The sequence below is a fragment of the Nocardioides kribbensis genome (assembly GCF_015070375.1).
GTDB classification, from domain to species: domain Bacteria; phylum Actinomycetota; class Actinomycetes; order Propionibacteriales; family Nocardioidaceae; genus Nocardioides; species Nocardioides kribbensis.
This window is the reverse complement of the sequence record NZ_JADCLL010000006.1, coordinates 94,302-116,754: the sequence shown is the minus strand read 5'-3', so window position 1 is coordinate 116,754 and position 22,453 is coordinate 94,302. Positions and strand designations below refer to the sequence as shown.

Sequence of the window (22,453 nt, the reverse complement as noted above, 5' to 3'; positions counted from 1 at the left end):
GGGCATGACCGAGATCAACCTGGGGATGCCGTCGGCCCCGCCGCCCGTGCTCGCCCCGCGCCGCCCCACCCGCCAGATCAAGGTCGGCTCGGTGGGGGTCGGCAGCGACTCGCCCGTCTCGGTGCAGTCGATGACCACGACGCTGACGTCCGACATCAACTCCACGCTGCAGCAGATCGCCGAGCTCACCGCGACCGGCTGCGACATCGTGCGGGTGGCCTGCCCGAGCCAGGACGACGCCGAGGCCCTGCCCGCGATCGCGCAGAAGTCGCAGATCCCGGTCATCGCCGACATCCACTTCCAGCCCAAGTACGTCTTCGCCGCGATCGACGCCGGCTGCGCCGCGGTGCGCGTCAACCCGGGCAACATCCGCAAGTTCGACGACCAGGTCAAGGAGATCGCCCGGGCCGCCAAGGACCGCGGCACGAGCATCCGCATCGGCGTCAACGCGGGCTCCCTCGACAAGCGCATCATGGACAAGTACGGCAAGGCCACGCCCGAGGCCCTCGTGGAGTCGGCGGTGTGGGAGGCCAGCCTCTTCGAGGAGCACGACTTCCACGACTTCAAGATCTCGGTGAAGCACAACGACCCCGTCGTGATGGTCCGCGCCTACGAGCTGCTCGCCGAGGCCGGTGACTGGCCGCTGCACCTCGGGGTCACCGAGGCCGGCCCGGCCTTCCAGGGCACCATCAAGTCGGCCACCGCCTTCGGGGCCCTGCTGAGCCAGGGCATCGGCGACACGATCCGCGTCTCGCTCTCGGCCCCGCCGGTCGAGGAGGTCAAGGTCGGCATCCAGATCCTGCAGTCGCTCAACCTGCGCCCGCGCAAGCTCGAGATCGTCTCGTGCCCCAGCTGTGGCCGCGCCCAGGTCGACGTCTACAAGCTCGCCGAGGAGGTCACCGCCGGTCTCGAGGGCATGGAGGTGCCGCTGCGCGTCGCCGTCATGGGCTGTGTCGTCAACGGTCCGGGCGAGGCGCGCGAGGCCGACCTCGGCGTCGCCTCCGGCAACGGCAAGGGCCAGATCTTCGTCAAGGGCGAGGTCATCAAGACCGTGCCGGAGTCGCAGATCGTGGAGACCCTCATCGAGGAGGCCATGCGCATCGCCGAGGGCATGGAGGCCGTCGACGGCGCCGCCGCCGAGGTCAGCGTCGGCTGAGTCCCGCCCACAGGGCGTGCGAGCGCCCTAGAGTGTCGGCCATGACGAGGGTCTGGCGGCTCGGGGCCGCGCTCGGGTCGGTGTCGTTGCTGCTGGGTGCGCTCCCGCGCCCCGCGGTCGCCGCCGATGGGTCGGGTCGGTTGCCGGACAAGTGCGCCCGGATGAACGCCGAGGGCCAGCTCCCCACCTGCACCCGCTCCGACGGAGGGTGGGTGGCCACCTACCCCGACAGCCCGTTCACCGAGTCCGGGGGAGCCAGCGGTGCCGCGGGCCTGGTGGCCGCGCTCGTGGTGCTCGGCCTGGTCGCCGGCCTCGTCGCCGCGCTGTGGCGGGTCTCGGTGGCGCGTCGCATGGCGCGCGAGTCCGGCATGAGCGAGCGCGACGCCTCGCTGATGGCGCTGGGCAGCGACGACGGGCTCGAGGCGACCTACCTCGCGGCCAGCCTGCGCGGCAGCGCTCCGGCCGGCCCGGCCGGTCCGGCTGCCGCCGTCCCCCCGGCGTCGGACCCGCCCTCCGTCGCCGCCCGCCTGCGGACCCTCCTCGACCTGCGCGAGCAGGGCCTCATCACCGACGAGGAGTACGACGCGCGTCGCCGTGTCGTCCTCGACGACCTCTGAGTGGTCCGCGCGCCGCCGTCGCGTCGCGCGTCCCGGTCCCGCCCGCCCCTCGTCGGGGTGACACCCCGGAGGGCCGGTGGTCGTAGGCTCCAGGCGTGCTGACCACCCGCCACGGCGTGCGCCCCCTGGGGGCGGCCGACCTCCACGAGTTCCTCGCGCTCGTCGAGCTCGACCCCGTGGTCAACGTCTTCGCCGACTACCGGGCGCGCACGACCAACCTGGAGCCCCGCTGGCTGGGCGGGGAGGTGTGGGGCCGCTTCGTCGACGGCCGCCTCGTCGCCGCGTGCCACGTCGGCGCCAACCTGGTGCCGATCGGCGCCACCGCCGACGACGCCCGCGCCTTCGCGGAGCGCGCGCTGACCCGCGGGCGCAGCGTGTCGACCATCGTGGGCCCCCACGAGGCCGTCGAGGTGCTGTGGGGTCACCTCGCCTCGTCGTGGGGCCGGCCCCGCGAGACCCGGTGGCGCCAGCCCCACCTCGAGCTCGCCCGCACCCCCGACGTCGCCCCCGACCCGGGCGTACGGCGCACGACGCGCGCCGACATGGGCGAGCTCTACCCCGCGTGCGTGGCGATGTACACCGAGGAGGTGGGCGTCTCCCCCGAGCAGGGCGGCGGTGCGGAGCTCTACCGCGCCCGGGTCACGCAGCTGGTGAGCCGGGGCTGGTCCTTCGCCCGCTTCGACGACGGCCGGCTCGTCTTCAAGGCCGAGGTCGCCTGCGCCTCGCCCCACGCCGCGCAGGTGCAGGGCGTCTGGGTGCCCGCCGACCGTCGCGGCGAGGGGCTGGCCGTCGCGGGCATGGCGGCGGTCGCCGAGCTGGTGCGCGCCGAGATCGCACCGACGGTGTCGCTCTACGTCAACGAGTGGAACGAGCCCGCCCGGAGGACCTACGCCGCGGTCGGCTTCGAGGAGACCGCGCGCTTCTCGACCGTCATGTTCTGAGCCGGCCCGCTCCCCGCCTCCGCGGCCCACTAGCCTCGGGCCGTGCCCGCACCCACCGCCGCTCCGCTGCCCCTCGCCGCCAAGCTCCTCGCCGGGGCCTTCGTCACCAGCGGTGTGGTGCACCTCGTGCGACCGCAGACCTTCGAGCCGCTGATGCCCGCGTGGGTGCCGGCCCACCGCGAGGTCATCTGGGGCAGTGGCGTCGCCGAGCTGGCGTGCGCCGCGGGCATGGCGGTGCCGGCGACGCGCCGCGCCGCCGGCTGGGCCAGCGCCGCGCTCCTGGTCGGGGTCTTCCCGGGCAACGTGAAGATGGCCGCCGACGCGCGCCGCAGCCGCAGCGCGGTGCTGCGCGCCGGCACCCTGGCCCGGCTGCCGCTGCAGGCCGAGCTGGTGCGGGTGGCGCTCAAGGTCGCCCGCGGCGCCTGAGCCGCGCGGCCCGACCGGACCCGCCGGGTCGACGTACGTCAGGACCCTGCGGTCACGGCTCTCAGGTCCCCGGCCCGCTCGCACCCGCCGTCGGTGACGGTGGCGTCGGTGTCGCAGCGCACGAGTGCCGCTCGGCGCCCCCCGTGGCTGTCGAGCAGCAGCCCGGTCGTGTCCTCCCACTGCACGAGCCCGAACCAGCCGGCCACGGTGTAGTGCTGCAGCAGGGTGCCGTCGGTGCCGCGCGCCCACACGTCCTGCGGGCCGCGGCCGTCGGCCAGCAGACCGACCGTGGCGAGGCGCTCACCGCCCGGGGCGAAGGCCGTCACCCGCTCCTCGCACGATCGCCACAGCGTCCGCGAGGGGTCCTGCAGCCGCACGACGCGGCTGCACCCGCCCCGGTAGGGGTCGCCGGTGTGGACCGCGAGCCGGTCGTCGGCGAGCGAGGCGGCGTAGCCCGGCTGCCGGCCGACGAGCTCGACCCGGTCCGCGGCCAGGTCCCAGAGCATCGTGGCGCGGGGAGGGAAGGTGGAGACGACGACCCGGGTGGCGTCGGCGTCGAGGACGTTCGCGAAGCCCTCGAACCCTCGGCGTTGCGCGATCGACCCGGTGGCGACGTCGAGGACCCGCACCCGTGACCTCTGCGCGGCGAACCGGTAGCGGGTGAGGACGACGACGGAGCCGTCGGAGGCCAGCCGCGCGTCGTCGGTGCCGAGGTCGTCGACGAGGGTGTGGCGCCCCGACCCGTCGAGCAGCAGCACCGGTCGGCGCCCGTCGAGCCCGGTGGCGACGACGTACCCGTCGCCGGAGGCGCCGAGCAGGGAGGGGGAGCGGCCGGGCACGCGGACGGTGCGCTCACCGTCGGTGATCGTGCGTCCCGCGAGCACGGGCACCGCCGGGTCGGCGCCGCGGGTCAGCGAGCCGGGCGCGACCGGCGTCGCCGCCTCGGCGCTCGCCGCGCCGGCGCCCGGCCCGACGAGGATCGAGCACGACAGGGTGGCCAGGGCGGCTGCTGCCGCGGCGAGCGCGGAGGGGAGCCGTCGGGTGCGGGTGCGGGTGCGGGTGCGGTCCATGGGTGGTCGGTCCTCCCGGGCTGGTGGCCCGGCGGGTCCGGGCTCCTGGTGGAGACGCGCGCCCGGCGTGATCGGTTGCGCCCGCTCCCGCGGGGAGCGGACAACTGGTTCGTGCCGTCGGCGGCACCACCCCTACGCTGAGCCCATGATCCTGCGGATGTCGACCCTGTTCGTGCGCACCCTGAGGGACGATCCCGCCGACGCGGAGGTGCCCAGCCACCGCCTGCTGGTGCGCGCGGGCTACATCCGTCGCGCCGCGCCCGGCATCTACTCCTGGCTGCCGCTGGGCCTGAAGGTGCTGCGCAAGGTCGAGGCCATCGTGCGCGAGGAGATGGACGCCATCGGCGCCCAGGAGCTCAGCTTCCCCGCACTGCTGCCCCGGGAGCCCTACGAGGCCACCAACCGCTGGACCGAGTACGGCGACGGCATCTTCCGCCTGAAGGACCGCAAGGGCGCCGACTACCTGCTCGGCCCGACGCACGAGGAGATGTTCACCCTCGTCGTCAAGGACCTGTACTCCTCCTACAAGGACCTGCCCCTCTCGATCTACCAGATCCAGACCAAGTACCGCGACGAGGCCCGTCCCCGCGCCGGCCTCCTGCGCGGACGCGAGTTCACGATGAAGGACTCCTACTCCTTCGACGTCGACGACGCCGGCCTCGACGCCAGCTACCAGGCCCACCGCGACGCCTACGTGCGCATCTTCGACCGTCTCGGCTTCGAGTACGTCGTGGTCAAGGCCACCTCGGGCGCGATGGGCGGCTCCCGCTCGGAGGAGTTCCTCGCCAAGGCCGACGTGGGGGAGGACACCTACGTCCGCTGCACGCGCTGCGACTACGCCGCCAACGTGGAGGCCGTCGAGGTGCTGACCCCGCCCGCCTCCGGATGGGAGGACGCGCCCGCCGCGCGCGCCGAGGCCACCCCCGGCACCCCCACCATCGACTCGCTGGTGGCCCACCTCGACGAGGCGTTCCCCCGCGAGGACCGCCCCTGGCACGCCGCCGACACCCTGAAGAACGTGCTGGTGGTGCTCAAGCACCCCGACGGCACGCGCGAGCCGCTCGCCATCGGCCTGCCCGGCGACCGCGAGGTCGACCAGAAGCGGCTCGAGGGCCAGCTCGAGCCGATCGAGGTCGAGCCCTTCGGCGAGGCCGAGTTCGCCGCCCACCCCGCGCTCGTCAAGGGCTACATCGGCCCCGGCGTGCTGGGCGAGGAGAGCGCCTCCGGCATCCGCTACGTCGTCGACCCCCGGGTCGTTGACGGCACCCGCTGGGTCACCGGCGCCGACGTCGACGGCAGCCACGTGCTCGACCTCGTGGCCGGCCGCGACTTCACCGCCGACGGCACCATCGAGGCCGCCGAGGTGCGCGACGGCGACCTGTGCCCCGCCTGCGGCGGCACCGACGGCGGCGTGCTGGAGACCGCGCGCGGCATCGAGATGGGCCACATCTTCCAGCTCGGACGCAAGTACGCCGACGCGCTCGACCTCAAGGTGCTCGACGAGAACGGCAAGCTGGTCACGGTCACGATGGGCTCCTACGGCATCGGGTGCACCCGCGCGGTGGCCGCGATCGCCGAGGGCACCCTCGACGGGAGCGGGCTGTCCTGGCCGCGCAACGTCGCGCCCGCCGACGTCCACCTGGTCGCGGCCGGCAAGGACGAGGCGGTCCTCGCCGCGGCCGAGCGCATCGCCCACGAGCTGTCGGGCCAGGGGCTCGACGTGCTCTACGACGACCGCACCGGCAAGGTCAGCCCCGGCGTGAAGTTCAAGGACGCCGAGCTGATCGGCGTGCCGACCGTCGTGGTCGTCGGCAAGAGCCTGGCCGAGACCGGCACGGTGGAGGTGCGCGACCGCGCCTCGGGCGAGCGTGAGGACGTCGCCGCCGACCACGTCGTCGGCCACCTCGTGCGGCTCGTCCGCGCCTGAGGGGAGCAGGCGCGATGGGCGGGACAGGCGGCGTCGAGGCGGTCCTCTTCGACTGGGGAGGCACGCTGACGCAGTGGCACGACGTCGACTTCCACGCCGAGTCGCTGGCCCTCGCTCGGGCGGTGGTGGAGTCGGAGCACGGCGACGACGTCCACGCCGCGCGCCTGCACGAGGCCGGTGCCGTGGTGTGGGGGCGCAGCCGCGACCACCAGCGCAGCGCCACCGTCGCCGACCTCTTCGACGAGGCCGGCCTGGCCCACGACCCCGAGCTGCTCGAGGCCTACCGCGCCTTCTGGGAGCCCCACACCGCCACCGACCCCGAGGTCCGACCGCTCCTCGAGGCGCTGCGCGCCGACGGGATCCTCGTCGGGGTGCTCTCCAACACGATCTGGCCGCGCGCCTGGCACCGCGGCTTCTTCGAGCGCGACGGCGTGCTCGACCTGCTCGACGGTGACGTCTACACCTCGGAGATCGCCTGGACCAAGCCGTCCCGCCACGCCTTCCGGGCCGCGATGGACGCCGTCGGGGCCAGCGACCCGACGCGGTGCGTCTACGTCGGCGACCGGCTCTTCGACGACGTGTGGGGCGCCCAGCAGGCCGGTCTGCGCGCCGTCCACGTGCCGCACAGCACCATCCCCGACGAGCAGCGCGGCCACACCGAGGGCGTGCCCGATGCGGTGGTGTCGAGCATCGGCGGGGTGCTCGACGTCGTGCGCGGCTGGGCCTGACCCCGGCGCCGCGCCGCGCGCCGGGGCGACGCGCTGCACGATCTCCTGCACGTTCCTGCATTGCACGAACGTGCAGCGCCCTGGGGCCGCTGCGGCCGGTGGTTCTGTTGCAGGATCGGCCCACCTGGCCGCGACGAACGCCGGCCCGCACGAAGGATCCCCACTCCATGGGCATGACCCGCCAGCTCCGCCGCTCCGCCGCCGTCCTCGGGCCGGGCGCGCTCCTCCTCACCACCCTGGCCCTCGGCTCGTTCGCGCCGGCCCAGGCCATGACCACCGGGGACGTCTCGCGCGACTGCGTCGTCGCCGACGCCCACGGCCACGACGAGGCGGCCGCCGCCCGCGGCGGCGAGCGCGTGCGCGACCACCGGGCCATCGACGCGCTCGAGCAGGAGCGGATCGAGCGGGACTTCCAGCGCCGCCTGGAGCAGGAGAGCCTGGAGCAGGAGCGCCTCGAGCAGGAGCGCCGCCCCGGCGCCCGCGCGGTGGGTGCGACCGTGCCCGTCTACGTCCACGTGATGCGCGACGCCAACGGCGGGGGCGACGTCACCAACAGCCAGATCGCCCAGCAGATCGCGGTCATGAACACCAGCTTCAGCGGCGGCAAGTCCACCGAGGCCGCCGACACCGGCTTCCAGTTCACCCTCGCCGGCGTCGACCGCTTCAACAACACCCAGTGGCACCAGGACAAGCAGAGCGCCACCTACCGCAAGCAGACCCGCAAGGGCGGGGCCAACGCGCTGAACATCTGGCTGGTCGACTTCGACTACCTCGGCATCGCGACCTTCCCGTGGGACTACAAGCGCAACCCCGGCATCGACGGCATCCGCGTGCAGTACACCTCGCTGCCGGGCGGCGCGGCCACCAACTACAACCTCGGCGAGACCGCCACCCACGAGGCCGGTCACTGGTTCGGGCTCTACCACACCTTCCAGGGCGGCTGCACGAGCACCAACGACGAGGTGGGCGACACCCCCGCGCAGTCGAGCTCGACCACGGGCTGCCCCGAGGGTCGCGACTCCTGCACGCTGCCGGGCCTCGACCCCATCCACAACTTCATGGACTACAGCTACGACTCCTGCTACACCATGTTCACCGCGGGCCAGGCGACCCGCAGCCAGCAGATGTGGACCGCCTACCGCGGCTGATCCACGCGCGCTCGCCGCAGCCCGTCACGCTCGGCCCTCACGCACGGCCCGTCCCGCACCGCGGGACGGGCCGTGCGCGCGTGTGGCAGGTAGGTGCCGCTTGCACGGACCTGCCGTTCTGCAGGTTTGTGCAATGCAACTTCCTGAGGAGCCGCGCGGCTCGCGGCGCTCCGGCGGCGCGTTGCATGATTCTGCACGTAGCGCGGGACGGACCCACACCGATCCGCGTGAGCACCGGCCACGTCCCCGGCCACGACGGTCCGCGGACTCGCGTCCTCGGGGGAGATCTCGGGACTTCCTCGACGACGCGAGTTCGCGGATCGTCGCATTTCCGGCCGGGTCGACGGGCGGTGCGCCCACCGGGCGGCCACGGCCGCCGCGGGTCGCACGCGGTGCTGCGGCTCAGGCGGTGCCGGGCAGCGCCTCCGGCGAGCCGCCCAGGTCCAGCAGCCCCACCGCCGTGACGCGCAGCGCGTCGACGGCCCACCGGCGTCGCGCCCCGGTGCTGCTCCCGACGAGCGCGGCGTAGGCCTGCGCGCACCGGGCCTCGACGCCGCGGGCGGTGTCCGTGACCGCGCCGGGTCCCTGCCCGGACGGCCCGGGCACGTCGTAGGCGACCGCGGCCCCGACCGGGTCCTCGCCGAGGGAGAGCAGGGCGCCGCTGAGGTCGTCGCGACGCGCGCGGTGCGCGGCGTAGAGCCCCTGGAGGCGCGCGTAGAGCTCGGGGGAGGCCGATGCGGAGGTGCGGGCGCCGAGCACGCCGAGGACGTAGACGGCCGCGTGCTCGCCCTCGAGCGTGGCCTGGAGCGCGGCGACGAGCGCGGCTCGGCCGGCGCCGTCCTGCGCCGTGGTGTCCGAGGTCGCGGGGCCGCTCATGCCGCACCCCCGCGAGGTGGCGTCGCCGGGAGGACGGCCAGGCGCTGCGCGGTGCCCGCCGCCATCGCGGCCAGCGCCTGGGCCAGCTCGCCGCTCTCGGCCGCCACGGCCCAGGTCGTGAGCCGCCGCACCAGCCGCTCCTCGCCCCGTCGTACGCCGAGCAGCGCCGCACCGGCCCCGGGGGCCACGGGGGAGTCGTCCCGGCGCGCGTCGTCGGCGGGCGCACCTCCGAGCAGGTCGAGGTGGGTCGTGTGCAGTCCCGCCACGGGGCGCAGCGACGACCGCAGGCCCGGGTGGCGGCGCACGGTCCTCTCCGCGAGGGCGCGGGCGGCGGCGAGGTCGCCGACGACCGTCGTGACGAGGTCGCCGTCGGCGCCGGGGGCGGACCCGTCCTGCTCCCCGGCGCTGCCGGGTGGGCGTGGGTCGGCCGGGGTCGGAGCGGTGCGGGCCGGGTCGCCGCCGCTGCACCCGCCGACCGCCGGCAGGACCACGGCGGCGCCGGCGAGGCCGGTCAGCACCGAGCGCCGCGACGCACCGGCCGACGCGGCCGGTCCGGTGGTGGTTCGACGGAGCGGCGCAGGCACCGCACGACCCTAGCGCGACCCGGTGCCGGGCCGCGGCCGCGCGGTCGCCCGCGATGGGCGGAGGGGTCGGCCCACGGGCTATCGTGGACCGCCCGACCCGGTGGGTCTCCACCGTGGGCCGGACGGCAGTGCACACAAGAGAAGAGGGAGGCTGCGACCCGTGAGCAGCACACGACAGGACAGCGAGCGGATCGAGGCGGAGCTCACCGGCCCCCTCGCCGCTCTCGGGCTCGACGTGGAGGCGGTGGAGATCACCCCCGCCGGCAAGCGTCGGGTCCTGCGGGTCGCGGTCGACCAGGACGGCGGGGTCACCCTCGACGACGTCGCCGAGGCCACCCGTGAGGTCAACCGGGTGCTCGACGAGTCCGACGTGATGGGCGAGCACCCCTACACCCTCGAGGTCACCTCCCGCGGCGTCGACCGCCCGCTCACGCTCCCGCGCCACTGGCGCCGCAACACCGACCGCCTGGTCAAGGTCACCCTCGCCGACGGCACGAGCATGACCGGTCGCATCACCGACACCGGCCAGGAGACCGCCACGCTCGACGTCGCGGGCCAGCAGCAGCTGGTCACCTACGCCGAGGTCGCCAAGGCGTTGGTGCAGGTGGAGTTCAACCGCCCGGGCGGCGGCCGGGCCGGCTCCGAGGAGCCCGACGGGGCCGGGGACGCCGAGGACGACACCGAGCACGACACCGAGCACGACACCGAGCACGGGGACGACGAGGGGGAGGACGCCTGATGGACATCGACATGAGCATCCTGCGGATGCTGGAGCGCGAGAAGGAGATCTCCTTCGAGGTGCTGGTGGAGGCGATCGAGCAGGCCCTGCTCACGGCCTACCACAAGTCCCCGGGGGCCAGCGAGCAGGCGCGGGTCGAGCTCGACCGCAAGAGCGGCCACGTCACGGTGCTCGCCGCCGAGCTCGACGACGACGGCGTCAAGGTCGGGGAGTTCGAGGACACCCCGGCCGGGTTCGGCCGGATCGCGGCGACGACGGCGAAGCAGATCATGCTCCAGCGCCTGCGCGACGCCGAGGACGACATCCGCTTCGGGGAGTTCGCCGGCAAGGAGGGCGACATCATCTCCGGGGTCGTCCAGCAGGGACGCAACCCCGACGACGTGATGGTCGACCTGGGCAAGCTCGAGGCCCTGCTGCCGGTGGGCGAGCGGGTCCCGGGCGAGCAGTACACCCACGGCAGCCGCATCAAGTGCCTGGTGGTGTCGGTGCGCAAGGGCATGCGCGGCCCGCAGATCACGCTCTCGCGCAGCCACCCCAACCTGGTCAAGAAGCTCTTCGCCCTCGAGGTGCCCGAGATCGCCAGCGGTCAGGTCGAGATCGCCGCGATCGCGCGCGAGGCCGGTCACCGCACCAAGATGGCCGTGCACGCCCGCCCCGGCACCACCGGCATCAACCCCAAGGGGGCGTGCATCGGGCCCATGGGGCAGCGCGTGCGCAGCGTGATGGCCGAGCTGAACGGCGAGAAGATCGACATCGTCGACTGGTCGGAGGACCCCGCGACCCTCGTCGCCAGCGCGCTGTCCCCGGCCCGGGTGACGTCGGTGGAGATCGTGGACCTCGCCGCCCGCTCGGCGCGCGTGGTCGTGCCCGACTTCCAGCTCTCCCTGGCCATCGGCAAGGAGGGGCAGAACGCCCGCCTGGCCGCCCGCCTGACGGGGTGGCGCATCGACATCCGCTCCGACGAGGCGCCGACCGAGCGACCGGGCGACTGACCGGTCGGGCGACCGGCGGGACCCGGTGCCGTCCGGGGGCTCCGGCGGCGCCGCACCGTGGCGCCGGTTCGGAAAGGTCGGGCGTGTCGGGCTAGGATCGTCACAGTGGCTCGACCAGACAGCTCCCGCACCTCCCCGGACGACCGGCCCCTCGAGGGCCCCGTCCGGACCTGCGTGGGTTGTCGGACCCGGGCCGCGAAGCGCGAGTTGTTGCGGGTGACCGCCGGCTCGGACGCGCACGGCCGCTCGGTCGTCGTGCCCGATCCCGACGGCACCGCGCCCGGCCGGGGAGCACACCTGCACCCCACCACCGGTTGCTACGACCTCGCGGTGCGACGCAAGGCGTTCGGGCGGGCCCTCCGGCTCACCGACGGCCCGGGCAGCGCGCCGGTGGGGGAGTGGGTCGCAGCCCGCGAGCACGACGACCGATCACGATCGACCAGCAGATCCACTTCCGGATCGAACGACCAGGACTGGAGCAGCAGCTCATGAGCACTCGATGAGTTCTTTCCGATGAGTTTGCACCACCACCACCGCCTCTCGTAGACACCCGACCGGGTCGAGGGGCCGATTAGGAGAATTGTGGCCAAGACCCGCGTTCACGAGCTCGCCAAGGAGTTCGGTGTCGAGAGCAAGTTCGTTCTCGAGAAGTTCAAGGAGATGGGGGAGTTCGTCAAGTCGGCGAGCTCGACCGTCGAGCTCCCTGCGGAGATGCGTTTCCGCAAGGAGGTCGGACCCCAGCTGAAGAGCGACGGCCCCGCCGCCGCCCCCGCACCCAGCGCCCCCGCCGCCAAGCCCGGCCCCGCCGCTGCGGCGAAGCCCGCCGCCCCGGCGCCCGCCGCCCCGGCCCAGCCGGCGGCGTCGACGCCTCCGGCCGCCGCGCCGGCCGCCGCCGCACCGAGCGCGCCCGCCCCGTCGGGCCCGCGCCCGGGCCCCAAGCCGGCCCCGCGCAAGCAGGCGCCCGCGGCTCCGGAGGCTCCGGCCGCCCCCGCGGCGCCGGCTGCACCCGCGGCCAAGGCCACCCCCGCAGCACCCGCCGCTCCCGCCGCGAAGGCGGCCCCCGCTCCGGGTGCCCCCAAGTCGCCGGCACCCCGTCCGGTCGGCCGCCCCGGCGCGCCGCGCCCGGGCAACAACCCCTTCTCGTCCAACCAGGGCATGGGCCGTCGGCCCTCCGCCCCGGCCCCCGGCGGCGACCGCGGTCCCGCCGCGCCCGCTCCCGGCGGTGCCGGTGGCGGCGCGAGCGCCGGTGACCAGCGTCCGCCGCGTCCGCCGGCCGGTCGCGACGGGGGTGCGCCGGGTCGCTCGGGCATGCCCCGTCCCAACCCCGCGATGATGCCCAAGTCCCCGGCCGCGTTCGGCCAGGGTCCGGGCGGTCGTCCCGGCGCTCCGGGTCGCCCGGGTGCCCCCGGTCGCGGCGGTGCCCCGGGTCGTCCCGGCGCCCCCGGTCGCGGTGGCCCCGGCGGCGGCGGTGCCCCGGGTCGTCCCGGCGGCTTCGGCCCCACCGGTGGCGGTCGTCCCGGCGGCGGTCGTCCCGGCCAGCGCGGTCAGACGCAGGGTGCCTTCGGTCGCCCCGGCGGTCCCTCGCGTCGTGGTCGCAAGTCGAAGCGGGCGCGTCGCCAGGAGTTCGAGGCGATGCAGGCGCCGACCATCGGCGGCGTGCGCGTCCGCAAGGGCGACGGCGAGACCGTCAAGCTGCCCCGCGGCGCCTCGCTGACCGACTTCGCCGAGCGCATCGGCGTCGACGTGTCCTCCCTCGTGCAGATGCTCTTCAGCCTCGGCGAGATGGTCACGGCCACCGAGTCGGTCAACGACGAGACCTTCGAGCTGCTCGGCGAGGAGCTCAACTACGTCGTCCAGGTCGTCTCCCCCGAGGACGAGGACCGCGAGCTGCTCGAGTCCTTCGACCTGGAGTTCGGCGAGGACGAGGGCGACGAGAGCGACCTGGTCATCCGGCCGCCGGTCGTGACCGTCATGGGTCACGTCGACCACGGAAAGACCAAGCTGCTCGACGCGCTGCGCAACGCCAACGTCGTGGCCAAGGAGGCCGGCGGCATCACGCAGCACATCGGTGCCTACCAGGTCGCGGCGGAGGTCGACGGCGACGAGCGTCGCATCACCTTCATCGACACCCCCGGTCACGAGGCGTTCACCGCCATGCGTGCCCGTGGTGCCCAGGCGACCGACATCGCGATCCTCGTGGTCGCGGCCGACGACGGCGTCATGCCGCAGACGGTCGAGGCGCTCAACCACGCCAAGGCCGCCGGTGTGCCGATCGTGGTCGCGGTCAACAAGATCGACAAGCCCGACGCCGACCCGACCAAGGTCCGCGGCCAGCTCACCGAGTACGGCCTCGTGCCCGAGGAGTACGGCGGCGACTCGATGTTCGTCGACGTCTCGGCCAAGTCCGAGCTCAACCTCGACAAGCTCCTCGAGGCCGTCGTCCTCACCGCCGACGCCTCGCTCGACCTGCGGGCCAACCCCACGCAGGACGCGCAGGGCCTCGTGGTCGAGGCGCACCTGGACCGCGGCCGCGGCCCGGTCGCCACGGTGCTGGTCCAGCGCGGCACGCTGCGCGTGGGCGACTCGATCGTCGCCGGCGCCGGCTACGGCCGCGTGCGGGCCATGCTCGACGAGCACGGCGAGAACATCACCGAGGCCGACCCGTCGCGCCCCGCGATGGTGCTGGGTCTGACCGCCGTGCCCGGCGCGGGTCAGAACTTCATCGTCGTCGAGGACGACCGGATGGCCCGCCAGATCGCCGAGAAGCGCGAGTCGCGCGAGCGGGCGGCCATGCAGGCCAAGCGCCGCGTGCGTCGCACCCTCGAGGACTTCATGGCCTCCATGGAGAAGGGCGAGAGCCAGGAGCTCAACCTCATCCTCAAGGGCGACGTGTCCGGCTCGGTCGAGGCGCTCGAGGACGCCCTGTCGCACATCGACGTGGGCGACGAGGTCAGCCTGCGGGTCATCGACCGCGGTGTCGGTGCGATCACCGAGACCAACGTCGACCTGGCCGCCGCCTCCGACGCCATCATCATCGGCTTCAACGTCCGGCCCCAGGGCAAGGCGACCGAGATGGCGGACAAGGAAGGCGTCGAGATCCGCTACTACTCGATCATCTACCAGGCGATCGAGGAGATCGAGGCGGCCCTCAAGGGCATGCTCAAGCCGGTCTACGAGGAGTCGGTGCTCGGCCAGGCGGAGATCCGCGAGATCTTCCGCTCGTCGAAGATCGGCAACATCGCGGGCTGCATGATCACCAGCGGTGTCGTGCGACGCAACGCCAAGGCGCGCGTGCTGCGCGACAACGCCGTGGTCGCCGACAACCTCGACCTGTCCTCCCTGCGCCGGGAGAAGGACGACGCCTCCGAGGTCCGCGAGGGCTTCGAGTGCGGTCTGGTGCTGCGCAACTTCCAGGACATCAAGATCGGCGATGTCGTGGAGTCCTTCGAGATGCGCGAGATCCCGCGCTCCTGATCGACCTTCCGAGCCGGTCCGCGAGGCCACCGCCAGCCAGCGCCCCAGCCGGGCGTGCGAGAGAGTGAGAACATGAGCAGCCCCCGAGTCCGCAAGATCGCCGACCGGATCCAGGTCATCGTCGCCGAGATGCTCGAGCGTCGCGTCAAGGACCCGCGCCTCGGCTTCGTCACCGTCACCGACGTGCGCGTCACCGGCGACACCCAGCAGGCCACGATCTTCTACACCGTGCTCGGCGCCGACGGCGACGACGAGGCCGCCCGGGCCGGCACCGCCGCCGCGCTGGAGTCGGCCAAGGGCCTGATCCGCTCCGAGGTCGGCAAGCAGCTCGGCATGCGCCACGTGCCCACGCTGACCTTCGTCGCCGACGCGCTCCCCGACACCGCCCGGCAGCTCGACGAGGTCCTCGCGCGCGCCCGGGCCCAGGACGAGGCCGTGGCCGCTGCGCGCGGTGCGACGTACGCCGGCGGGGAGGACCCGTACAAGAAACCCCGCGAGGCCGACGACGAGGCCGACGACGAGGCCGACGAGGCAGACGACGTGGACGGGGTCGCCGCGGACGGCGTGCCGGCGGCGGAGCCCGACGCCGGGGGCGACGAGCTCCGGTGACCGACCTCGCCGGCCTGCTGGTCGTCGACAAGCCCGGCGGCATCACGTCGCACGACGTGGTGTCCCGGGCGCGCCGGGCGCTCGGCACGCGCAAGGTCGGCCACGCCGGCACGCTCGACCCGATGGCCACCGGCGTGCTCGTGCTCGGCGCCAACCGGGCGACCCGGCTGCTGGGCCACCTCATGCTCACCGAGAAGGCCTACGCCGCCACCGTGCGCCTCGGGGTCGCCACGACCACCGACGACGCCGAGGGCGAGGTCGTCTCGACCACGCCGGCCGGTCACCTCGACGAGGCGGCGGTGCGCGAGAGCCTCGCGGGCTTCGTCGGCGACATCGAGCAGGTGCCGACCGCGGTCTCGGCCATCAAGGTGGACGGCAAGCGCGCCTACCAGCGCGTGCGCGACGGCGAGGACGTGCAGCTCGCCGCCCGCCCGGTCACGGTCCACGAGCTCACGGTCCTCGACGTGCGCCGGGTGCCCGGCGGTGCGGTGACGGGGGATGGCGCCGGCGCGTCCCCGACCACCGACGTGGTCGACGTCGACGTCGCGCTGCGCTGCTCCAGCGGCACCTACGTGCGCGCCATCGCCCGTGACGCGGGTCGCGTGCTGGGCGTGGGCGGCCACCTGACCGCCCTTCGCCGCACGGCCGTCGGGCCCTACGACCTCACGGTCGCCACCCCCCTGGAGCAGCTGGTCGAGCAGGGTGCCGGCGCACTGCTGCCGGTCGCCGCCGCCGCGCGCGCGGCGTTCGCGTCCCTCGACCTCGACGCGCGTCAGGCCGGTGACGTGCGCATCGGGCGCCCGCTCGGCCTGGCGCTCGACGGCCTCACCGCGCTCTTCGACCCGGCGGGGGAGTTCCTGGCCCTCTACGAGCCCCGCGACGACCGGGCGCGGGCGGTCGCCGTCTTCGTCTGAGGGCCCGGGTCTAGGGTTTGACCGTGCAGATCTGGCGCTCCCTCGACGACGTCCCCCCGGACCAGCCGCGCTCGGTCGTGGTGGTCGGCAACTTCGACGGCGTCCACCTCGGTCACCGTCGCGTGCTGGCGAGGGCGCGCTCGCTCGCCGGCGACCGCCCCGTCGTCGCGGTCACCTTCGACCCGCACCCGATGGCCGTGCTGCGTCCCGAGCACGCGCCGACGACGCTCACCACGATGGAGGCACGCGCCGCGCTGCTCGACGAGGCCGGCGCCGACGCCGTGCTGGCCCTGCCCTTCGACCGCGCCGTGGCGGCCTGGACGCCCGAGGAGTTCGTGGTCAAGGTCCTCGTCGACGCGCTGCACGCCGCGAGCGTCGTGGTCGGGGCCAACTTCCGCTTCGGCCACAAGGCCGCCGGCGACGTGACCACGCTGGTCGAGGAGGGGCTGCGCCACGACTTCGCCGCCGAGGGCATCCCGCTCGACGGCGGCCCGATGGTGTGGTCGTCGACCTACGTGCGCACGTGCCTGGCCGCCGGCGACGTGGCCGGCGCGGCCGAGGCGCTCGGTCGGCCCTACGCCGTGCGCGGCGTCGTGGTGCAGGGGGACCAGCGCGGGCGCGAGCTCGGCTACCCCACGGCCAACGTGCCGATCGACGCGAGCGTCGCGGCCCCGGCCGACGGCGTCTACGCCGGCTGGCTGCGCCGCGTCGGCGCGACGGGCGACCCGCTGCCCGCCGCGATCAGCGTCGGCACCAACCCGACCTTCGCCGGGGAGCGCGACCGGCGCGTGGAGAGCTACGTGCTCGACCGCACCGACCTCGAGCTCTACGGCGTCGAGGTCGAGGTCTCCTTCGTCGAGCGCCTGCGCGGCATGACCGCCTTCGCCTCGGTCGAGGAGTTGCTGGTGCAGATGGCCGACGACGTCGCGCGGGCCCGCGACCTGCTGCTCGGCTGATGGGGGAGTCGTCGACCCCGACCGACCTCGCGGCCGCGGAGACGTGGTTCGCCCGCAACGGCCTGACCTACTTCGTGCCCTCCGAGCGTGCGGCGGCGCGCCAGGCCCTCAAGCCCGGCCGCACCGCACCCCTGCTGCTGGTCGTCGCGGTCGTGGCCGGCACCCTGGGCGGTCTGCTGGCGTGGCTGGTGGGTGAGCTCAGCGCGGCGCCGGCGCTGCTCGTCTCGCTCGGGCTGGCGGCCCTCGGCTGGTACGCCCTCACGGCGCTGCGACTGCGCCCGATCCTCGCCTGGGCGCTGGGCCGGACGTTCGGCAGCCTGCGGCTGCTGCTGCCGATGGCCACCCGGGCGCTGCCGCTGCTGCTGCTCTTCATGACCTTCCTCTTCATCAACGCCGAGGTGTGGCAGCTCTCGGCCAGCCTCGCCCCCGGCGTGCTGTGGCTGCTGGTGCTGCTGCTCGGCGGCCTGGCCGTGGCCTTCCTGCTGGTGCGGCTGCCCGAGGAGGTCGACCGCGCCGACGACGCGGTCGACGACGCGTTCCTGCGGCGCGCCTGCCGGGGCACACCGCTGGAGGCCGCCTGCGAGGAGCTGCTCGCCGACGCGACGGCCGATCCTGCGTCCCGCGCCGAGGTCACCGGCTTCGAGCGGTGGAACCTCGTGCTCGTGCTCCTGGTCATCCAGGCCGTGCAGGTGCTGCTGCTGGTGGCGATGGTCTTCGCCTTCTTCCTGCTCTTCGGCTCCCTGGCCATGGGGGAGCAGGTGCAGCTGGCCTGGACCGCCCGCGAGAGCATCACGAGCCTCACCTGGCTGCCGAGCGTCTCGGTGGAGCTGGTGAAGGTCGCGCTCTTCCTCGCCGCCTTCTCCGGTCTCTACTTCACGGTCTCGGCGGTCACCGACGAGACCTACCGTGAGCAGTTCTTCTCCGGCGTCACCCGTCACGTCGAGCGGGCCGTGGGGATGCGCGCGGTCTACCTCGCGCTGCGCGCCCGCACCGCGGCCTGACCCCCTCCCGCTCGCGGCGGACCCCGGCGCCGCCCCCGGACCCCCTGGCACCCGCCGCTGGCCCCGCACCGTCCGGGACGCGGACCGGCCCGGCACCCCCGTGGGGGCACCGGGCCGGTCTGGTCGCGCGGGGTGGGACGACGTCAGGCGTCGAGGTCCTTCTCGACGAGGGCCGCGATGGCCTCGACGTCGGCCTCGGAGTCACCGGAGACGGTGACCGAGTCGCCCTTGCCGGCGCCCAGGGTCATGATCAGCAGCGCGGAGCTGGCCTCGACCGGCTCCTCGCCCTCGACGGCGAGCATGACCTCGGAGTCGAGCTCACCGGCCGCCTCGGAGATGATCGCGGCGGGGCGGGCGTGCAGGCCGACGGCGGAGCCGACGGTGACGGTCTTGCTGGGCATGGTGCTCCTTCGGAGGGGGTGGGTGCGGGCGGGTGTGTGGCGGGGTCAGGCGACGGGGGCGACAGCGGGGTTCTTGGCCGTGGACTTCAGTGCGATGACCGCGGCCGCGCCGACGAGCACGCCGGCGACCAGGGCGATGATGAAGCCCAGCACGCCGTCGACGGCGAAGAGCACGAAGATGCCGCCGTGCGGTGCCCGGACGCTGACGTCGAGGGCCTGCGAGAGGCCGCCGGTGACGGCGCTGCCGAGCATGATCGAGGGGATCACGCGCAGCGGGTCGGCCGCCGCGAACGGGATGGCGCCCTCAGTGATGAACGAGGCGCCCAGGAGCCAGCCGGCCTTGCCGTTCTCCCGCTCGGGCTGGGTGAAGAGCTTCGGCCGCACGACGGTGGCCAGGGCCAGCGCGATCGGGGGCACCATGCCGGCGAGCATGACCGAGGCCATGATCTTGAGCTCGGGGGCGTCGGCCGCGAGGGCCGCGCCGCCGACGCCGGTGGCGGCGAAGGCGTAGGCGACCTTGTTGAGCGGGCCGCCCATGTCGAAGGCCATCATCAGGCCGAGCACGACACCGAGCAGGATGGCGTAGCTGCCGCTCATCGAGTTCAGACCGTCGTTGAGCTGGTCCATCAGCCAGCCGATCGGGCGGCCGAGGACGACCAGCATCAGCAGGCCGGCGATGATCGAGGTCAGCAGCGGGATGACCAGCACGGGCATCAGGCCGCGCGCCCAGGAGGGCACCTTCCACGAGCCGATCCAGTGGGCGATGACGCCGGCGAGCACACCGCCGACGATGGCCCCGAGGAAGCCGGTGGCCGGCACCCCGACGCCGTCGCCGTCGACGACGCCGAAGATGTTGGCGGCCAGACCGCCGACGATGAAGCCGGGCGCGATGCCGGGACGGTCGGCGATGGCGTAGGCGATGTAGCCGGCCAGGGCGGGGATGAAGAACATGAACGCGGTCTTGCCGATGATGAAGAAGAGCGCGCCGATGTAGGCCATGAGGCCGGAGCCGAAGAGGGCGTGGTCGAGGCCGAGGGCGTCGACGTCGGGCAGGTTGAACAGCGTGTTGTTGACCGCGATCTCGCCGTAGGGCCCGACGATCTCGTAGCCGCCGAAGAGGAACGACAGGGCGATCAGCAGACCGCCGGCGGCCACGAACGGGATCATGTAGGACACGCCGGTCATGAGGACCCGCCGCGTGCGGCCGCCCCACGTCTCGCCGCCGCCGGTGCCGGCACCCGAGTCGGCGCCCGCGTCGGAGCCGGAGCCCTCGACGCGCGGAGCGCCGGGGTCGTCGGCGTTGCGCAGCGCCTCCGCGATCATGGCGTCGGCGGCGTCGATCGGCCGCTTGACGCCCGAGGAGACCAGCGGCTTGCCGGCGAAGCGGGCCCGGTCGCGCACCCCCACGTCGACGGCGAAGATGACGGCCTCGGCCTGGCGGATCACGTCGGCGCCCAGCGGCGTCGAGCCGGCCGAGCCCTGGGTCTCGACGGCGAGGTCGACCCCGGCCCGCTCGGCGGCGGCCTCGAGGGCCTCCGCGGCCATGTAGGTGTGGGCGATGCCGGTGGGGCACGCGGTGACCGCGACCAGGCGGCGCCGGGTCGCGGTGGCGGCGGCTGGGGTGGCGGCGGCGGGCGCGGTGGCGGTGGCGGTGGCGGCGGACGCCGACGCGCTCGCGGCGGCCGGGGCCGCGGCGGCGGCCGGCTTGGCCGCGGGGGCCGTGCCGAGCACGTCGGCGACGATCTCCACGACCTCCTCGCGCGTCTCGGCGGCGCGCAGGGCGTCGGTGAAGGCCGGCTTCACCAGGGCGCGGGCCAGCTTGGTCAGCAGCTGCAGGTGGGTGGCGTCGCCGCTCGCGGGAGCGCTGATGAGGAAGGCGAGGTCGGCGGGCCCGTCCTTGGCGCCGAAGTCGACCGGCGGCGAGAGCCGGGCGAAGGCGAGCGTCGGCTCCTCCACGCCGGCGGTGCGGCAGTGGGGGATGGCGATGCCGCCGGGCAGGCCGGTGGGCGACGTGCCCTCGCGGGCGATCGCGTCGTCGGCGAGCTGCGCGACGTCGGTGGCGCGGCCGGCCTCACCGACCGTCGCCGCCAGCGCACGGATCACGTCGTGCTTCTCCGAGCCGAGGTCCGCGTCGAGGCGGACCAGGTCGGCAGTGATGAGGTCAGACACGTTCACCCTCCTGGGTGTCGAGCAGGTCGCGCACCGCGACCAGGTCCGGGCGGACCTGGGCGGGCAGCGGGATGGTGGTGCCGGGGAGTCCGGCGGCCGCGCTGCCGTAGGCGACGGCGAGCGCGAGTCGTTGGGCGGGCGAGTGCTTGCGCAGGTCGCCCAGCAGGTAGCCGAAGAGGCTGGAGTCGCCCGCACCGACCGTGGAGACCACGGTGGTGGGCGGGGGAGAGGCGTGCCACGCGCCGTCGGCGGTCACGAGCACGGCGCCGTTGCCGCCGAGGGTGGCGAGCACCGTGGAGACCCCGCGGTCGACCAGCAGCCGGGCGGCGCGGGCCGCGGCGTGCGGGTCGCGCTCGAGCTCCTCGGCGTCGCCGCCGGTGAAGGAGGCCAGCTCGTCGCCGTTGGGCTTCATCAGGTACGGCGCCGCCCCGGGCAGGGCGTCGACGAGGGCGCGCAGCGGGGCGTCGCTGGTGTCGACCGCCACCCGGGCGGGGGTGTCGCGCAGGGCGGTGACGACCTCGGCGTACCAGGAGCTGGGCGCGCCGGGGGGCAGCGAGCCGGCCAGGACGATCCAGTCGGCGCTGCCCGCCCGGCGGCGCAGCGAGTCCACCAGCGCCCGCAGCACCTCGGGGGTCACGTCGGGCCCGGGGCTGTTCAGCTTGGTCGTCGTGCCGTCGGGCTCGGTGATGGTGATGTTGACCCGCGGGCTGCCCGTGCCGTCGACGGGGCGGCAGTCGATCCCGGCGGCCAGCAGCTCCAGCACGAAGGGGTCGTCGGAGGGTGCGGGCAGCACCGCGATCGACGGCACTCCCGCGGCCACGGAGGCGCGCGAGATGTTCACGCCCTTGCCACCGGCCTGCGAGAGCACCGAGGCCGCGCGCTGCACCGCGCCGCGCTCGAGCGGGGCGTCGAGCGTGACCGTCCGGTCGTGGCTGGGGTTGGGCGTCAGGGTGACGATCATGCGATGACGACCTCCACGTCGTGGTCCTTGAGCTCGACGGCGTGCTCGGGGTCGATGGCGTCGTCGGTGACGAGCAGGTCGACGTCCTCCAGCGACGCGAACCGCACCAGGGCCTCCTGCCCCACCTTGGCGGCGTCGGCGAGGACGACGACCTGGCGTGCGGCGGCGACCATGGCCCGCTTGGTGGCGGCCTCGTCGTGGTCGGGGGTGCTGAGGCCGTGGCCCACGGTGATGCCGTTGGTGCCGACGAAGGCGACGTCGGCGCGCACCAGCTCGAGGGCGGCCACCGTGTCGGCGCCGACGGCGGCCTGCGTCGTCGTGCGCACGCGTCCGGGCAGCAGGTGGAGCTCGATGTGGGGCACGGTCGCGAGGCGGGCCGCGATCGGCACCGAGTGGGTGAGCACGATCAGCTGGTGGTCGCGGGGCAGCAGGCTGGCCAGGCGGGCGGTGGTGGTGCCGGCGTCGAAGAGCACGACCGAGCCGGGCGCGGGCAGCAGGTCGAGCGCGGCCTGGGCGATGCGGTCCTTCTGCGCGACGTTGGCCTGGTCGCGCTCGAGCAGGCCGGACTCGATGGCGGCGAGGGTGTGGGCCGGGATCGCCCCGCCGTGGACACGCCGCACGAGGCCCATCCGCTCGAGCGCCGACAGGTCGCGGCGGACGGTCTCCGTGGTGACCTCGAAGGTCTCGGCGAGCGCGGTCACCGACAGCCGGCCGCGGTCGGCGACGAGCTGGGCCATGGCCTGCTGGCGTTCCTCTGCGTACAT

Annotated in this window: 22 protein-coding genes; 15 read left to right on the top strand and 7 right to left on the bottom strand. The window is 74.4% G+C overall.

What is annotated here, in order from left to right; translation table 11 throughout:
- The first annotated feature begins 4 nt into the window (after positions 1–4).
- The 4 genes from ispG to IR170_RS13765 all read left to right on the top strand — a co-directional run bounded on the left by ispG (position 5) and on the right by IR170_RS13765 (position 3,140).
- On the top strand, positions 5–1,156 hold the full coding sequence (ispG, locus tag IR170_RS13780; RefSeq protein ID WP_056862409.1) for a flavodoxin-dependent (E)-4-hydroxy-3-methylbut-2-enyl-diphosphate synthase: 1,152 nt from the start codon (positions 5–7) through the stop codon (positions 1,154–1,156).
- A 41-nt stretch (positions 1,157–1,197) separates the two neighbouring features.
- The gene (locus IR170_RS13775; RefSeq protein ID WP_193664937.1) at positions 1,198–1,773 is read left to right on the top strand and encodes an SHOCT domain-containing protein; all 576 of its coding nucleotides are present in this window, start codon (positions 1,198–1,200) and stop codon (positions 1,771–1,773) included.
- 95 nt (positions 1,774–1,868) lie between these two features.
- Positions 1,869–2,714 (top strand): GNAT family N-acetyltransferase, encoded by an 846-nt coding sequence (locus IR170_RS13770; RefSeq protein WP_156697692.1) that lies wholly within the window; start codon positions 1,869–1,871, stop codon positions 2,712–2,714.
- Positions 2,715–2,756: 42 nt separating this feature from the next.
- Positions 2,757–3,140: a DoxX family protein gene (locus tag IR170_RS13765; protein WP_251531323.1), complete on the top strand. Its 384-nt coding sequence runs from the start codon at positions 2,757–2,759 to the stop codon at positions 3,138–3,140.
- Between the two features lie 38 nt (positions 3,141–3,178).
- On the opposite strand, the gene IR170_RS13760 is transcribed toward IR170_RS13765, so the two are convergent.
- Positions 3,179–4,210: a hypothetical protein gene (locus IR170_RS13760; RefSeq protein WP_193664936.1), complete on the bottom strand. Its 1,032-nt coding sequence runs from the start codon at positions 4,208–4,210 to the stop codon at positions 3,179–3,181.
- Between the two features lie 145 nt (positions 4,211–4,355).
- Between IR170_RS13760 and IR170_RS13755 the strand changes: the two genes are divergently transcribed.
- The 3 genes from IR170_RS13755 (at position 4,356) to IR170_RS13745 (ending at position 8,013) form a co-directional block, all read left to right on the top strand.
- Positions 4,356–6,137: a proline--tRNA ligase gene (locus IR170_RS13755; protein WP_193664934.1), complete on the top strand. Its 1,782-nt coding sequence runs from the start codon at positions 4,356–4,358 to the stop codon at positions 6,135–6,137.
- A gap of 14 nt (positions 6,138–6,151) precedes the next feature.
- Positions 6,152–6,865 carry an HAD family hydrolase gene (locus IR170_RS13750; RefSeq protein ID WP_193664932.1) on the top strand — a complete coding sequence of 238 codons (714 nt, stop codon included), beginning with the start codon at positions 6,152–6,154 and terminating at the stop codon, positions 6,863–6,865.
- Positions 6,866–7,032: 167 nt separating this feature from the next.
- Entirely contained in the window at positions 7,033–8,013 is a 981-nt protein-coding gene (locus IR170_RS13745) for a zinc metalloprotease (RefSeq protein WP_193664930.1), read from the top strand.
- 402 nt (positions 8,014–8,415) lie between these two features.
- Here the strand turns inward: IR170_RS13745 and IR170_RS13740 are convergent, their stop codons facing one another.
- The gene (locus tag IR170_RS13740) at positions 8,416–8,889 is read right to left on the bottom strand and encodes a DUF4439 domain-containing protein (RefSeq protein ID WP_193664928.1); all 474 of its coding nucleotides are present in this window, start codon (positions 8,887–8,889) and stop codon (positions 8,416–8,418) included.
- A complete protein-coding gene (locus IR170_RS13735) occupies positions 8,886–9,473 on the bottom strand; it encodes a hypothetical protein (protein ID WP_193664926.1) in 588 nt (195 codons plus the stop codon). The genes IR170_RS13740 and IR170_RS13735 overlap by 4 nt, the downstream gene beginning before the upstream one ends.
- A gap of 160 nt (positions 9,474–9,633) precedes the next feature.
- On the opposite strand from IR170_RS13735, the gene rimP reads away from it, so the two are divergent.
- The 8 genes from rimP (at position 9,634) to IR170_RS13695 (ending at position 18,158) form a co-directional block, all read left to right on the top strand.
- Positions 9,634–10,212: a ribosome maturation factor RimP gene (rimP, locus tag IR170_RS13730; protein WP_193664924.1), complete on the top strand. Its 579-nt coding sequence runs from the start codon at positions 9,634–9,636 to the stop codon at positions 10,210–10,212.
- Positions 10,212–11,204 (top strand): transcription termination factor NusA, encoded by a 993-nt coding sequence (nusA, locus tag IR170_RS13725; RefSeq protein ID WP_056904576.1) that lies wholly within the window; start codon positions 10,212–10,214, stop codon positions 11,202–11,204. The genes rimP and nusA overlap by 1 nt, the downstream gene beginning before the upstream one ends.
- Before the next feature lie 57 nt (positions 11,205–11,261).
- Complete coding sequence (locus IR170_RS13720) at positions 11,262–11,696, top strand: YlxR family protein (RefSeq protein ID WP_308196082.1); 435 nt, start codon at positions 11,262–11,264, stop codon at positions 11,694–11,696.
- A 90-nt stretch (positions 11,697–11,786) separates the two neighbouring features.
- Positions 11,787–14,678, top strand: a complete 2,892-nt coding sequence (gene infB / locus IR170_RS13715; protein WP_193664922.1) for a translation initiation factor IF-2 — start codon at positions 11,787–11,789, stop codon at positions 14,676–14,678.
- A 72-nt stretch (positions 14,679–14,750) separates the two neighbouring features.
- Entirely contained in the window at positions 14,751–15,287 is a 537-nt protein-coding gene (gene rbfA, locus IR170_RS13710; RefSeq protein ID WP_193664920.1) for a 30S ribosome-binding factor RbfA, read from the top strand.
- The gene (gene truB, locus IR170_RS13705; protein ID WP_193664918.1) at positions 15,284–16,201 is read left to right on the top strand and encodes a tRNA pseudouridine(55) synthase TruB; all 918 of its coding nucleotides are present in this window, start codon (positions 15,284–15,286) and stop codon (positions 16,199–16,201) included. Before rbfA ends, truB begins: the two co-directional genes overlap by 4 nt.
- A 23-nt stretch (positions 16,202–16,224) precedes the next feature.
- A complete protein-coding gene (locus IR170_RS13700) occupies positions 16,225–17,157 on the top strand; it encodes a bifunctional riboflavin kinase/FAD synthetase (RefSeq protein WP_193664916.1) in 933 nt (310 codons plus the stop codon).
- Positions 17,157–18,158: a hypothetical protein gene (locus IR170_RS13695; RefSeq protein ID WP_193664914.1), complete on the top strand. Its 1,002-nt coding sequence runs from the start codon at positions 17,157–17,159 to the stop codon at positions 18,156–18,158. Before IR170_RS13700 ends, IR170_RS13695 begins: the two co-directional genes overlap by 1 nt.
- A 143-nt stretch (positions 18,159–18,301) precedes the next feature.
- Here the strand turns inward: IR170_RS13695 and IR170_RS13690 are convergent, their stop codons facing one another.
- Genes IR170_RS13690 through IR170_RS13675 form a run of 4 tightly spaced genes read right to left on the bottom strand, consistent with a single transcriptional unit; the run spans position 18,302 to position 22,453 of the window.
- Positions 18,302–18,559 carry an HPr family phosphocarrier protein gene (locus tag IR170_RS13690; protein WP_056862421.1) on the bottom strand — a complete coding sequence of 86 codons (258 nt, stop codon included), beginning with the start codon at positions 18,557–18,559 and terminating at the stop codon, positions 18,302–18,304.
- A 45-nt stretch (positions 18,560–18,604) separates the two neighbouring features.
- Positions 18,605–20,728 (bottom strand): PTS fructose transporter subunit IIABC, encoded by a 2,124-nt coding sequence (locus IR170_RS13685; protein ID WP_193664912.1) that lies wholly within the window; start codon positions 20,726–20,728, stop codon positions 18,605–18,607.
- A complete protein-coding gene (locus IR170_RS13680) occupies positions 20,721–21,689 on the bottom strand; it encodes a 1-phosphofructokinase family hexose kinase (protein ID WP_193664910.1) in 969 nt (322 codons plus the stop codon). The genes IR170_RS13685 and IR170_RS13680 overlap by 8 nt, the downstream gene beginning before the upstream one ends.
- The gene (locus tag IR170_RS13675) at positions 21,686–22,453 is read right to left on the bottom strand and encodes a DeoR/GlpR family DNA-binding transcription regulator (RefSeq protein ID WP_056862424.1); all 768 of its coding nucleotides are present in this window, start codon (positions 22,451–22,453) and stop codon (positions 21,686–21,688) included. The genes IR170_RS13680 and IR170_RS13675 overlap by 4 nt, the downstream gene beginning before the upstream one ends.

What these genes read in the sequence shown, in the direction of transcription:
- ispG (WP_056862409.1), top strand. Translation starts at nt 5, where the DNA reads ATGACCGAGATCAACCTGGGGATGCCGTCGGCCCCGCCGCCCGTGCTC.
- rbfA (WP_193664920.1), top strand. Translation starts at nt 14,751, where the DNA reads ATGAGCAGCCCCCGAGTCCGCAAGATCGCCGACCGGATCCAGGTCATC.
- IR170_RS13695 (WP_193664914.1), top strand. Translation starts at nt 17,157, where the DNA reads ATGGGGGAGTCGTCGACCCCGACCGACCTCGCGGCCGCGGAGACGTGG.
- nusA (WP_056904576.1), top strand. Translation starts at nt 10,212, where the DNA reads ATGGACATCGACATGAGCATCCTGCGGATGCTGGAGCGCGAGAAGGAG.
- IR170_RS13690 (WP_056862421.1), bottom strand. Translation starts at nt 18,559, where the DNA reads ATGCCCAGCAAGACCGTCACCGTCGGCTCCGCCGTCGGCCTGCACGCC.
- IR170_RS13775 (WP_193664937.1), top strand. Translation starts at nt 1,198, where the DNA reads ATGACGAGGGTCTGGCGGCTCGGGGCCGCGCTCGGGTCGGTGTCGTTG.
- IR170_RS13745 (WP_193664930.1), top strand. Translation starts at nt 7,033, where the DNA reads ATGGGCATGACCCGCCAGCTCCGCCGCTCCGCCGCCGTCCTCGGGCCG.
- IR170_RS13760 (WP_193664936.1), bottom strand. Translation starts at nt 4,210, where the DNA reads ATGGACCGCACCCGCACCCGCACCCGCACCCGACGGCTCCCCTCCGCG.
- IR170_RS13750 (WP_193664932.1), top strand. Translation starts at nt 6,152, where the DNA reads ATGGGCGGGACAGGCGGCGTCGAGGCGGTCCTCTTCGACTGGGGAGGC.
- IR170_RS13675 (WP_056862424.1), bottom strand. Translation starts at nt 22,453, where the DNA reads ATGTACGCAGAGGAACGCCAGCAGGCCATGGCCCAGCTCGTCGCCGAC.
- IR170_RS13680 (WP_193664910.1), bottom strand. Translation starts at nt 21,689, where the DNA reads ATGATCGTCACCCTGACGCCCAACCCCAGCCACGACCGGACGGTCACG.
- IR170_RS13740 (WP_193664928.1), bottom strand. Translation starts at nt 8,889, where the DNA reads ATGAGCGGCCCCGCGACCTCGGACACCACGGCGCAGGACGGCGCCGGC.
- IR170_RS13755 (WP_193664934.1), top strand. Translation starts at nt 4,356, where the DNA reads ATGATCCTGCGGATGTCGACCCTGTTCGTGCGCACCCTGAGGGACGAT.